The following is an 11,436-nucleotide window of genomic DNA, read 5'->3' as shown; positions in this document are numbered from 1 at the left end:
GGGAAGTAGCGGGTGAGCGGCTTGCCGGTGCGGCTTCCCCCCCCCCCCCCCCCACGGCCCCCGAAACCCCCCCCCCCCCCCCCCCCCCCCCCCCCGACAGCTACGAGGGCCACGAGCGCGCCACCGAGACCGTGCCCAGCTACTTCTGGGCCAAGGGCCGGGTGAAGAGCCCGGAACGCGTGCGGTGGTCGCGGGTGCGCTACACGGGCTACTCCTTCCTGGCCGTCGAGGTGGAGCCGGGGCACCGCCCCCGGCTGCGGGTGACGGCGCTGGCGGAGAGCGGGGCGCGGATCGACCACTTCACGATCGTCCGCCCGCCGCGGCACACGGACCGGACGGAGGGCGAGGACCCTACGGGCCCCACGAACCCCACGGGCCACGCGGACCAGGCGGACCACGCGAACCAGGCGCACCACGCGGAATCCTCGGCCCACACGGACACCACGGAGGTCGCGGAGACCACGGAACCCACGGAAGCCCCGGGAGTCGCGGGAGCCACGGCGACGCCCGGGGCCGGTGGAGCGACCGGTGGCGCCGGGGGTCAGTGACCCGTCACGCCGCCGTTGTCGCGACGGTCGAGGGCGCGCTGGAGCGCGGCGGCGGCGTTCACCCGGTCGGCGTCGCGCCGGGCGCTGTCGGACGGGCGGGCGGCACGGCGGATCCTGCGGGGGGCGGTGTCGGCCATGGGGGTCACGTCTCCTCCTGGTGGGGCGCGCACGCGGGGGCGCGCCGGAGTGCGGTGAGGTGAGGTCCTGTCGGTTCCCGGGAAGCCGGTGACGGGCCGGAGGGAGGGGCGGGGGCCGGGGTGCCGCAGGGATCACCTGCGCTCGTCGCACCGGGCCACGACCGCGTCGCTCGATGGAGCGGGGGTTCGGCCGGTTCCACGCTAGGACAGAGGGCCCGGGGATGTCTGCACCGTTACTCGGACTTCCTACTATCTGAGACACGGAATGCGTCACACGGGCGAATCCGGCCGCGCGGAGCTCGTGACAGGGACGTGACAAACCTGCCATCGGACCGTCCCGGAGCACCGCCTAGGGTGATCGCGAAGCACCGCGGTGATCACACCGCGCCCAAACGATCCCCACCCCACCGGAGGAACGTCCGTGCGACGCATATCCCTCGCACTCACCACCGTCGCCCTCATCGGCGGCACCGCCGCGCTGGCGGCCCCCGCCCAGGCGGCGCCGGCCGCCGCCACGCAGCGCGTCTCGGCCGCGGGCAAGGCCTGCCACGAGGACAACGCCTACATCTACACCGACGGCACCCGTCTGCGGACCAAGGCGAGCTCGTCCGGCGCCGTCAAGGGCCAGCTCTACTTCAAGGACCCGATCCGCATCCTCGGCAAGAAGGGCTCGTGGGACTACATCGAGCTCAAGGCCAAGAGCCGGGGCGGTCTGCCCAAGGGCACCAAGGGCTACGTCGCCCACAGCAACATCATCCCGCCCTACTGCGGCGGCCTGTGACGGACGGGTCGTCCCCGGCCCCGTGGCGCCGTGGCGCACGGACCCGGGAACGACACCGCCCCCGGCCGGCTGGGGGGCCGGTCGGGGGCGGGGTTCACCCGGGGGCTGATCAGCCCATGTGCGGGTAGGTGTAGTCGGTCGGCGGGACCAGGGTCTCCTTGATGGAGCGGGTCGAGGTCCAGCGCATCAGGTTGGTCGCGGCACCGGCCTTGTCGTTGGTGCCGGAGGCGCGGCCGCCGCCGAAGGGCTGCTGGCCGACGACGGCGCCGGTCGACTTGTCGTTGATGTAGAAGTTGCCCGCGGCGAAGCGGAGCTTCTCCATCGCGTCGGCGACGGCGTAGCGGTCCTTGGCGATGACCGAGCCGGTCAGGGCGTACGCCGAGACGGACTCCATCTGCTCCAGCATCGCGTCGAAGTCCGCGTCCTCGTAGACGTGGACGGCGAGGACCGGGCCGAAGTACTCGGTCGTGAAGACCTCGTTCTCCGGGTCGGAGCACTCGATGACGGTCGGGCGGACGAAGTAGCCCACCGAGTCGTCGTACGTGCCGCCGGCGACGATCGTGCAGGTCGGGTCGGCCTGGGCGCGGTCGATGGCCGCCTTGTTCTTGGCGAACGCGCGGTCGTCGATGACGGCGCCGATGAAGTTCGACAGGTCGGTGACGTCACCCATGGTGATGCCGTCGACCTCGGCCGCGAACTCCTCCTTGAAGCCGTTCTCCCAGATGGAGCGCGGGATGTAGGCACGGGAGGAGGCCGAGCACTTCTGGCCCTGGAACTCGAAGGAACCGCGGGTCAGGGCGGTCTTGAGGACCGCCGGGTCGGCGCTCGGGTGGGCGACGACGAAGTCCTTGCCACCGGTCTCGCCGACCAGGCGCGGGTAGGACTTGTACTTCTCGATGTTGTTGCCGACCGTCTTCCAGAGGTACTGGAAGGTCTTGGTCGAGCCGGTGAAGTGGATGCCGGCCAGCTCGGGGTGGTTCAGGGCCACCTCGGAGACGGCGATGCCGTCGCCGGTCACCAGGTTGATGACGCCCTTGGGCAGGCCCGCCTCCTCCAGCAGCTGCATCAGCAGCACGGCGGAGTGGGTCTGGGTGGGGGACGGCTTCCAGACGACCACGTTGCCCATCAGGGCCGGGGCGGTCGGCAGGTTGCCGGCGATGGCGGTGAAGTTGAAGGGCGTGATCGCGTAGACGAAGCCCTCCAGCGGACGGTGGTCGCTGCGGTTCCACACGCCGGCCGAGTTGGCCATCGGCTGCTCGGCGAGGATCTGGCGCGCGAAGTGCACGTTGAAGCGCCAGAAGTCGACGAGCTCGCAGGGCGTGTCGATCTCGGCCTGCTGGGCGGTCTTGGACTGGCCCAGCATGGTGGAGGCGGCCAGGGTCTCGCGCCAGGGGCCGGACAGCAGGTCGGCGGCGCGGAGGATGATCGCGGCGCGGTCGTCGAAGGACATCGCGCGCCAGGCCGGGGCGGCGGCCAGCGCGGCGTCGATCGCGTCCTGGGCGTCCTGCGTCGTGGCGTTGTGGAAGGTGCCGAGGACGGCCGCGTGGTTGTGCGGCTGGACGACCTTGAACGGCTCGCCGCCGCCCATGCGCTTCTCGCCGTTGATCGTCATCGGCAGGTCGATCGGATTGGCCGCCAGCTCCTTGAGCTTGGCCTCGAGGCGGGCGCGCTCGGCGGAGCCGGGGGCGTAGCTGTGGACCGGCTCGTTGACCGGCGCGGGGACCTGGGTTACGGCGTCCATGGGTTCCGTGTCTCCTTCGGGGCTCTGCGAGGGGGGTCGGACGGGGGGCTCAGCCCTTGGTGAGGATGGAGCGGGCGAAGAACAGCAGGTTCGCCGGCTTCTCGGCCAGGCGGCGCATGAAGTAGCCGTACCAGTCGGTGCCGTACGCGGTGTAGACGCGCATCCGGTGGCCCTCGGACGCCAGCCGGACGTGCTCCTCGCTCCGGATGCCGTAGAGCATCTGGAACTCGTAGGCGTCCAGATCGCGCCCGGCCTGGCGGGCCAGCTCCTGGGTGATGGCGATCAGTCGCGGGTCGTGCGATCCGATCATCGGGTAGCCCAGGCCACCCATGAGGATCTTGACGATACGGACGAACGCCTTGTCGATCTCGGCCTTGTCCTGGTACGCGACGGAGGCGGGCTCCTTGTACGCACCCTTCACGATACGCACCCGGCTGCCGGCGGCGGCGAGCCGGAGGGCGTCGTCCTCGGTGCGGAAGAGGTAGGCCTGGATCACACAGCCGGTCTGCGGGAAGTCCTTCCGCAGCTCCTCGTGGATGGCGAACATCGAGTCGAGGGTGGTGTGGTCCTCGGCGTCCAGGGTGACCGTGGTGCCGATCGCGGCGGCGGCCTCGACGACCGGGCGGACGTTGGCCAGCGCCAGCTCGTGGCCGCCCTCCAGGGCCTGACCGAACATGGAGAGCTTCACGGACATCTCGGCCCGCTCGCCCAGGCCCAGCTCCTTGAGACGCTCGATGAGCTCCAGGTAGGCGTCGCGGGCGGCGTAGGACTGCTCGACGGTGGTGATGTCCTCGCCCACCACGTCCAGGGTGACCTCGAGGCCCTTGCCGGTGGCGTCCTTGACGATCGGGACGACCTGGTCGACGGTCTCGCCGGCGATGAAGCGGTCGACGACCTGCTTGGTGCCCGGGGCGGCCGACACGAAACGACGCATGCGGTCGCTGCGCGACGCAGCGAGGATCACGGGACCCAGCACGGGGCACCTCCACGATGACGGCCGTCCCCACCTGGGGAGACGGCATAAGGAACTCATCGTGAAACGTAGAGTTCACGCCACTTCGGCGGCCATCGACAGCTGTCACGCATCGGTGGCCCGTATCTCAGACATATGTATGACAATGATGACCGATGAATAACCGAAGGGAGTGCGGGGCGGCATGCGCGGCGAGTATCAGCAGCTGGTGGACGAGATCTCGGCGGCCCTCGGTGCTCCCGCGACGCTCGAGGACCGTGACTTCGGACTGATCGCGTTCGGCGCCCACGGGGGCGACGACGACGTCGATGTGCCGATGGACCCGGTCCGGACGCGCTCGATCCTCCAGCGCCGGTCGACCGCGGCCGTCCGGGCGTGGTTCGAGGCCTTCGGCATCGCCCGCGCCCAGGCGCCGCTGCGGATCCCGCCGGACCCGGCGGCGGGCGTGTTCACGGGCCGCATCTGCCTGCCCGTCCGGCACCGCGGCGTGGTGCACGGCTACGTCTGGCTGCTCGACGACGGGCACCTGGCCGGGCTGGACCTCAGGACGCCGTTCACCGACCCGCGCCTCGCCCAGGCCATGGAGACGGCGGCGCGCATCGGCGCCCTGCTCGCGGCCGAGGCCCGCGCCGGGGCCGAGCTGGGCGAACTGCTGAAGGACCTGCTCACCGCCCGCCCGGCCGCCCGGGAAGCGGCCCGCGGCGCCCTGCGGGAGGCCCTGGGCGGCGCGGCGGACGGGCCGCTGACGGTGGCCGCGGTCGCGCCCTGGCGCACGGCCGCGGACGGGGGCGACGAGGACCAGTCGGGGCCGGACGCCACGGGATCGGCCCTGGCCGCCCAGGCCGGCGTGGCGGCGCTCTGCGCGATACCGGAGGCGCTCCCCGGCGGGCAGGCCGCGCTGGCCGCCCTGATCCGGCTGCGCGCCGTGACCTCCCCCGCGCCCGCGCGGACGGCGGCGGACCGGCTGCTGCGCTCGCCCCGCGCGGGACACCCCGGGGCCGGCGCCGCGGCCGGCCTCGGCACGCCCCGGCGGGGGCTGGCCGAGCTGCCGGAGGCCTGGGCGGAGGCCCTGGCCGCGGCCCGCGCCGCGGTCGCCGACCGGCGGCTGGGGCCGGTGGCCGAGTGGGCGGCGATCGGCCCGTACCGGGTACTGACCGACCTCTCCGCCGAACGGGTGGCCGACCCCGCCGTACTGCCGCTGCTGGAGCCGGCCCAGACCGAACTGGCCCGCACGGCCGAGGTCTACCTCGACTGCGCGGGCCAGGCGGGCCGCACGGCGGCGGCGCTGGGCATCCACCGGCAGACGCTGTACTACCGGCTGGGCCGGGTGGAGCAGCTCACCGGCCTCGACCTGGACGAGGGCGAGGACCGCCTGCTGCTCCACATGGCGCTCAAGGCGTCACGCCTGCGCCCCCGGCCGTAGGACCGTCAGTCCTCGTCGATCGTGATCGCCTGGACGGGGCAGCCGCGCGCCGCCTCCTTCACCAGCGGGTCGCCCGCGCCGTCCTCCTTCCCCGGACGGACGATGCCGTAGCCGTCGTCGTCCTGGTCGAAGACGGCGCGTGCGGTGAGGGCACACATGCCGGACCCGATGCAGGTGTCGGAATCGATGGTGACGCGCATGATCGTGAGCTCCGTTCTTCGGTCACCAGGTGACCGGGAGGGCGTAGAGACCTTGCAGGGTGCTGCCGGGTTTGACGACGCCGCCGGGCCCCACGACGACCTCGTCGGGTCGCAGGGCGATGCGCAGCGTCGGAATGCGGGTGACGAGGGTGGTGAGGGCGATCTCCAATTCCGCCCGGGCGAGGTTCTGACCCAGGCACTGGTGGATCCCGTAGCCGAAGGCCACGTGATGGCGGGCGACGCGCTGGACGTCGAGGGTGTCGGGGTGGTCGTAGGCGGCGGCGTCGCGGTTGATGGCGGAGGTGGTCAGGAGGACGCCGTCGCCCGCGCGGATGGTCGTTCCGGCGAGCTCGATGTCCTCCGTGGCGACGCGCACCATGCCGTCGGCGATGGACAGGAAGCGCAGCAGTTCCTCGACGGCGCCCGCCGCCAGCCGGGGGTCGGCGCGCAACGCCGCGAGCTGGTCGGGGTGTTCGAGCAGGGTGTACGTGCCGAGGGAGATCATGTTGGCGGTGGTCTCGTGGCCGGCGACCAGCAGTATGAGGGCCATCAGGACGAGTTCGTCGCGGTCGAGCTCCCCTTCGGCGAGTCGTTCGTCGATCAGCTCGTCGAGGAGCCCCCTCCCCTCGTCGGCCGGGTCGCCCTCGTCGGCCGGGTCGCCCCTCCCGGCCGCCTCCTTGGCGTCGACGAGCCGGTGGAGGTAGGCGCGCAGATCGTCCCGGGCCGCCTCCGTCGCCTCCGCGGTGTCGGAGGTGAGCAGCGCGTGGGAGCGCTCCTCGAAGAACTCGTGGTCGGCGTAGGGCACGCCGAGCAGCCGGCAGATGACCATGGACGGCACGGGCAGCGCGAAGTCGGGCACGAGGTCGGCGCCGGGCCCGCGTTCGAGCATGGCGTCGATGAGCCCGTCCACCGTCTCCTGGATCATCGGCCGCATCGCGGCGATACGCCGGAGGCTGAACCGCGGGATGAGCATGCGGCGTTGCCGGGCGTGCTCGGGGTCGTCGACGCCGAGGAGCGGGATGTCGAGCTCGGCCTGGTTCTCGGCGCGCGGCAGGAGGACGGGGAAGAAAGGATTCTTTCGATCCGCCGAGAGCCGGGGGTCCGCCAGCAGCGCGCGGGCCTCGGCGTGCCCGGTCACGGCCCACACCTCGCGGCCGTCGTAGAGGGTCATCCGGCCCACCGGCCCCTGGGCCGCCAGCACGGGGTACGCGGCCGGCGGGTGGTACGGGCAGGTGCGGTCCTGGGGGAAGACGGGGGCGGAGGACGGGGTCGAGGGGGTGTCGGTGTGGGACATGGTCATGGGAGACCTCCCGGACGGACGGACTGGTGTCCTAGGGCAACCAGTACAGCGAATTCATCCCGCTTACGTCCAGTACGCCCCGTCACCACACCCCCGCGCAAACGGTTTTAGACACCCTCCGGGCGGGCGCCCCCCGTCAGCACCGTACCCGCGATCACCCGGCGCATACCCTCGACGATCTCCTTGCCGGCCGGCACCAGGGCCGGGTCGACCAGCCACTGGACCCACAGGCCGATGAAGAGCGAGTGGTAGACCGACCCGGCCGTCCGGGCGGCCTCCGCGTCCACCTCGTCGTCGGTCACGCCCTCGAAGAGGGCGACGACGCCCTCCCGGCCCGCCGGCATGACCTCGGCGAACCTCTTCTTGAGCGCCGGATGCCGGTCCAGCTGACCCATGACCTCCAGCTGGGCCTGCCAGAAGCGGCGGTTGGCGGCGAAGCCCCCCACCACGGCGTCGATGACGGCGGCCACCCGCTCCCCCGGGTCCTCGCCGGCGGCGGCACCGGCCAGCGCCGGGGCCACCTCCTCCGCCCAGTCCTCGGTGAGCTTGAGGAACGCCTCCAGCATCAGGGCGTCCTTGGAACCGTAGTGGTAGCCGATCGAGGCGAGGTTGGCGCCCGAGGCGGCGACGATGTCGCGCGCGGTCGTGGCCACCCACCCCTTGTCGAGCAGGCAGCGCTTGGCGCCGTCGAGCAGGTCTTCGCGATGTCCCATGCGGGCACCCTAACCCGGCCCCGGACAACCGTCTAGGACGAACGTCCATGACATCTGTCCATGACGGACGTCCATGACAAGCGTCCATGACGACCGTCTTGTACAAGCGTCATAGACAAGCGTTTAAGACGTGTGTACATTCATGGCCATGACGAACTCCGGCGCATCTCCCGCCGGGCGCAGGGAGTGGACGGCCTTCGTCGTCCTCCTGCTGCCCCTCCTCCTGGTCTCCATGGACGTCTCCGTGCTCTTCTACGCGGTGCCCGTCATCAGCGAAGAGCTGCACGTGACCGCCACCCAGCAGCTGTGGATCTTCGACGTCTACGCCTTCGCCCTGGCCGGACTGCTGATCACGATGGGCTCGCTCGGCGACCGCATCGGCCGCCGCCGGCTGCTGCTCCTGGGCGCCGCGGCGTTCGGCACGGCCTCGGTGGCCGCCGCCTACGCGGACAGCGCCGCCATGCTCATCGCGGCCCGCGCGGTCCTCGGCATCGGCGGCGCCACCCTGATGCCCTCCACCATGGCCCTGGTGCGCAACCTCTTCCAGGACGACAAGGAGCGCAGCAAGGCGATCGGCATCTGGTCCGGCGCCATGGCGGGCGGCATCGCGCTCGGGTCGGTGGTCGGCGGGGTGCTGCTGGAGCACTTCTGGTGGGGCTCGGTGTTCCTGATCAACGTGCCCGCGATGGTGGCGCTGCTGGTCCTGGTCCCCCTCCTGGTCCCGGAGTTCAAGGACCCGGCCCCGGGCCGCTTCGACCTGCTGAGCGTGCCGCTGTCGATGGGCACCGTGCTCCCGGTGATCTACGGTCTGAAGCAGATCGCGGCCGAGGGCTTCAGCGTGCCGCGGGGGCTGTGCGTCGCGGCGGGCCTGGTCGTCGGGTACGCCTTCGTGCGCCGTCAGCGGACCGTCCGGCACGCGATGATCGGCCGCGAGCTGTTCCGCCACCGCGCCTTCGGCCTGGGCGTCGGTCTCAACACCCTCGCCTCGGTGGGGATGATGGGTTCGGCCTACTTCACCACGCAGTACCTCCAGAGCGTGCTGGGCAAGAGCCCGCTGGAGGCCGCGCTGTGGGGCCTGGTGCCCTCGCTCGCGGTGAGCGCCGTCGCCCCGGCCGCCACCGCCGTCGCCCGGAAGGCCGCCCCGGCCACCGTCATCGCCTGCGGCTTCCTGGCCGGCGCCGCCGGCTACGGCGTGCTGGCTCTGTCGGACACCACCTCCCTGGCCATCGCGCTCACCGGCGCCGCCCTCATCTGCTGCGGCATCGTCACCGTCATGGCCCCGGCCGCCGACATGGCGCTGGCCACCGCCCCGGCGGAGAGGGCCGGCACGGCCGCCTCGGTGATGGAGACCGGCCAGGAGTTCGGCAACGCCCTGGGCATGGCCGCCTTCGGAATGATCGGCACCGCCGTCTACCGGCACGACGTGACCGGCGCGCTGCCCGCCGGGCTCCCCGGGGACGCGGTGGCCACGGCCCGCGAGACGCTCGGCGGTGCGATCGGGGTCGCGGCCCGCATACCGGGCACGGCCGGCGAGACCGTCCTGGGCGCGGCCCGCGAGGCCTTCACCCACGGCATGACCGTCGCCTCCGTCACCGGAGCCGCGCTGCTGGTCCTCGCCGCCGCGCTGGCCCTGGCCGCCGGCCGGCGGGTCCTGGCCCCCGGGACCGCCGCGGCCCCCGCCGCGGAGCCGGCCCCCGAGCCGGTCGCCGCCGGCCGCTGACCCCGCGTCACCCCGGCCTCCGCCCGCGCCCCTCCCTCACCGGGACGGGGGCGCGGGCGGCGTCGTTCCTCCCTCGACGACCGGCTCCAGCCCGTCCAGCAGCCGCGCCAGGCCGAACCCGAGGACCGGGCCCAGGTCCGGGCCGCCCTCCAGGTCCACGGCCACCCCGCGGACGAACCCGGCCACCAGCACCGCCAGCGCCCACGCCTCCCGCCCGCCGAGCCCGTGGTCCCGTATCGGCTCCGCCGCCCACCCGACATGGGCGGCGGGGCCCTCCGGCAGCGGCGCCCGGGTGAACGACAGCGTCTTCGCCAGCCATGGATGCCGGAGGTACAGCTCCCACTGCCGCCGCGCCGCCTCCTCCAGGCGGGCGCGCCAGTGGCCCGGGCCACCGGCCGAGGGCCCGGCGTCGCCGAAGACGGTGTCGGCCATCAGCGCCAACAGATCCTCCTTGCCGGGCACCTGGTGGTACAGCGCCCCGGTGGAGACGCCGAGCGCGGCGGCGACGGCACGCATCGACAGGGCCGTCGAACCCCCCGCGTCGGCGACGGCGATCGCCGTACGCACCACGCGGTCCCGGGTGAGGGCGCGCTCGGCCGCGCGCCGGCGGGAGCGCCGGGCCGCCGCCCGCGGCCCGGGGCCGGTCTCCGAGGCCGCGCCGGCGCCGGGCACGCGGACGACGGTGCCCACCCCGGCCACGGACCGCACCAGCCCCTCCCGCCGCAGGACGTCGAGGGCCTTGGTGGCGGTGGCCGGCGCCACGCCCCACTCCCCCGCGATCCGCCGGGTGGAGGGCACCCGCTCGCCCGGCCCCAGCTCCCCGGAGGCGATGCGCCGGCGCAGCTCGGCGGCAACGCGCAGATAGGGCGGGTCCGGGGACCGCTCCAGTGGGCCCATGGCGGAAGAGTACGGGCGCGGGCCGTGCCCGTACCCGCCCGGGAAGCGGGGTGAGCGGCCACGTACGCTCGGTGACGACATATCAGATACCGCAAAGGGGGGACATGGCCAGGAAAGCGATCGGGAACGCGGTGGTCACGGCGGCGGGAGCCGCACTCTTACTCGGCCTCACGGCCTGCGGCGGCACGGACGGCGACACGGAGCCCACGCCCACAGCGGCGCTGAAGGCCGCGGCGCTCAAGACCGAGCGGCAGAACTCCTACCGTACGAAGCGGGTCGTCGACGGCTCGCGGGAGGAGCTGGGCTTCCGCCGCACGCCCGAACTCGTCGAGAAGAAGTCGTGGGAGCGGGGGCGCAAGTCCGGCAAGGAGTTGTACGCGCACACCATCAGCGACGCCGACACCACCTACATCGAGGTGCCCGGCTCGACGGGGAAGTGGCGGAGGATGGCCGGCGGCGCGCACCACACGCCCCTCCCGCCGGAGCTGGCGAAGCGCTCCGAGGGCTACCTGCCCAACATGATCGGCTCCCTCGCGACGGCCAAGGACACCAGGAAAGTCGGCGAGGAGACGGTGAACGGGCGCCGCGCCACCCACTACACCGGCACGGTCGTCCCCCGGGAGGTCGGCGACTACGAGGGCGACGTCATGAGCGCGGCCGTACGCGACGCGTTCGCCGCCGAGCGCCGGCAGGCCCACCACGAGAAGGCCGTGGTCGACCTGTGGATCGGCGAGGACGATCTGGTCGTCAAGGCACAGGAGGTGGCGACGACGACCGACGGCGAGGTCCGCACGTCGGAGGAGTACTCCGGCTACGGCGCCGACCCGGGCATCCGTGTGCCCGGCGCCGGCGACGTCGCCGCGCTCGACCCGGCCCTGGGCCACACCACCGACCCGGACTGACCCGGCGTCGGGGGGGGGGGGGGGGGGGGGGGGGGGGGGGGGGGGGGGGGGGGGGGGGGGGGGGGGGGGGGGGGGGGGGGGGGGGGGGGGGGGGGGGGGGG

General features: G+C 73.1%; 11 protein-coding genes and 1 pseudogene. 5 read left to right on the top strand and 7 right to left on the bottom strand.

Annotated features, from left to right (window positions below):
* Positions 1–86: 86 nt before the first annotated feature.
* Positions 87–314: pseudogene (locus AC07BS_RS34935) on the top strand (phosphoesterase); the annotation flags it as partial.
* Positions 315–541: 227 nt separating this feature from the next.
* On the opposite strand, the gene AC07BS_RS34930 reads toward AC07BS_RS34935, so the two are convergent.
* Positions 542–685 carry a hypothetical protein gene (locus AC07BS_RS34930; protein WP_478642198.1) on the bottom strand — a complete coding sequence of 48 codons (144 nt, stop codon included), beginning with the start codon at positions 683–685 and terminating at the stop codon, positions 542–544.
* Between the two features lie 421 nt (positions 686–1,106).
* Here AC07BS_RS34930 and AC07BS_RS34925 point away from each other — a divergent pair, with 421 nt between their 5' ends.
* The gene (locus tag AC07BS_RS34925) at positions 1,107–1,466 is read left to right on the top strand and encodes an SH3 domain-containing protein (protein ID WP_478935564.1); all 360 of its coding nucleotides are present in this window, start codon (positions 1,107–1,109) and stop codon (positions 1,464–1,466) included.
* 109 nt (positions 1,467–1,575) lie between these two features.
* Here the strand turns inward: AC07BS_RS34925 and pruA are convergent, their stop codons facing one another.
* Both pruA and AC07BS_RS34915 read right to left on the bottom strand, forming a co-directional pair.
* Complete coding sequence (gene pruA / locus AC07BS_RS34920) at positions 1,576–3,207, bottom strand: L-glutamate gamma-semialdehyde dehydrogenase (protein WP_478935563.1); 1,632 nt, start codon at positions 3,205–3,207, stop codon at positions 1,576–1,578.
* A gap of 49 nt (positions 3,208–3,256) precedes the next feature.
* A complete protein-coding gene (locus AC07BS_RS34915; protein WP_478642206.1) occupies positions 3,257–4,183 on the bottom strand; it encodes a proline dehydrogenase family protein in 927 nt (308 codons plus the stop codon).
* Positions 4,184–4,364: 181 nt separating this feature from the next.
* On the opposite strand from AC07BS_RS34915, the gene AC07BS_RS34910 reads away from it, so the two are divergent.
* The gene (locus AC07BS_RS34910) at positions 4,365–5,603 is read left to right on the top strand and encodes a PucR family transcriptional regulator (protein ID WP_478642207.1); all 1,239 of its coding nucleotides are present in this window, start codon (positions 4,365–4,367) and stop codon (positions 5,601–5,603) included.
* A 5-nt stretch (positions 5,604–5,608) separates the two neighbouring features.
* Here AC07BS_RS34910 and AC07BS_RS34905 read toward each other — a convergent pair whose 3' ends face one another.
* From AC07BS_RS34905 to AC07BS_RS34895, 3 genes are all read right to left on the bottom strand, one after another.
* Complete coding sequence (locus tag AC07BS_RS34905) at positions 5,609–5,803, bottom strand: ferredoxin (protein WP_478642209.1); 195 nt, start codon at positions 5,801–5,803, stop codon at positions 5,609–5,611.
* Between the two features lie 22 nt (positions 5,804–5,825).
* Positions 5,826–7,103, bottom strand: coding sequence for a cytochrome P450 (locus tag AC07BS_RS34900; protein WP_478935561.1), 1,278 nt, complete (start codon positions 7,101–7,103; stop codon positions 5,826–5,828).
* A 107-nt stretch (positions 7,104–7,210) separates the two neighbouring features.
* Positions 7,211–7,816: a TetR/AcrR family transcriptional regulator gene (locus tag AC07BS_RS34895; protein WP_478935560.1), complete on the bottom strand. Its 606-nt coding sequence runs from the start codon at positions 7,814–7,816 to the stop codon at positions 7,211–7,213.
* A 148-nt stretch (positions 7,817–7,964) separates the two neighbouring features.
* Between AC07BS_RS34895 and AC07BS_RS34890 the strand changes: the two genes are divergently transcribed.
* Entirely contained in the window at positions 7,965–9,536 is a 1,572-nt protein-coding gene (locus AC07BS_RS34890; RefSeq protein WP_478935558.1) for an MFS transporter, read from the top strand.
* 36 nt (positions 9,537–9,572) lie between these two features.
* Here AC07BS_RS34890 and AC07BS_RS34885 read toward each other — a convergent pair whose 3' ends face one another.
* Positions 9,573–10,433 carry a GntR family transcriptional regulator gene (locus AC07BS_RS34885; RefSeq protein WP_478935557.1) on the bottom strand — a complete coding sequence of 287 codons (861 nt, stop codon included), beginning with the start codon at positions 10,431–10,433 and terminating at the stop codon, positions 9,573–9,575.
* A gap of 104 nt (positions 10,434–10,537) precedes the next feature.
* On the opposite strand from AC07BS_RS34885, the gene AC07BS_RS34880 reads away from it, so the two are divergent.
* A complete protein-coding gene (locus tag AC07BS_RS34880) occupies positions 10,538–11,335 on the top strand; it encodes an SCO4651 family lipoprotein (RefSeq protein WP_478935556.1) in 798 nt (265 codons plus the stop codon).
* Positions 11,336–11,436 lie beyond the last annotated feature (101 nt).

It is taken from the genome of Streptomyces sp. NPDC044063 (assembly GCF_056434285.1).
Note: the sequence above shows the minus strand (reverse complement) of the source record. Positions and strands in the feature narration are given on the sequence as shown.

Bases quoted from the DNA above. Each gene is read 5' to 3' on its own strand.
- AC07BS_RS34930 (WP_478642198.1), bottom strand. From the start codon at position 685: ATGGCCGACACCGCCCCCCGCAGGATCCGCCGTGCCGCCCGCCCGTCC.
- pruA (WP_478935563.1), bottom strand. From the start codon at position 3,207: ATGGACGCCGTAACCCAGGTCCCCGCGCCGGTCAACGAGCCGGTCCAC.
- AC07BS_RS34910 (WP_478642207.1), top strand. From the start codon at position 4,365: ATGCGCGGCGAGTATCAGCAGCTGGTGGACGAGATCTCGGCGGCCCTC.
- AC07BS_RS34905 (WP_478642209.1), bottom strand. From the start codon at position 5,803: ATGCGCGTCACCATCGATTCCGACACCTGCATCGGGTCCGGCATGTGT.
- AC07BS_RS34900 (WP_478935561.1), bottom strand. From the start codon at position 7,103: ATGACCATGTCCCACACCGACACCCCCTCGACCCCGTCCTCCGCCCCC.
- AC07BS_RS34895 (WP_478935560.1), bottom strand. From the start codon at position 7,816: ATGGGACATCGCGAAGACCTGCTCGACGGCGCCAAGCGCTGCCTGCTC.
- AC07BS_RS34890 (WP_478935558.1), top strand. From the start codon at position 7,965: ATGACGAACTCCGGCGCATCTCCCGCCGGGCGCAGGGAGTGGACGGCC.
- AC07BS_RS34885 (WP_478935557.1), bottom strand. From the start codon at position 10,433: ATGGGCCCACTGGAGCGGTCCCCGGACCCGCCCTATCTGCGCGTTGCC.
- AC07BS_RS34880 (WP_478935556.1), top strand. From the start codon at position 10,538: ATGGCCAGGAAAGCGATCGGGAACGCGGTGGTCACGGCGGCGGGAGCC.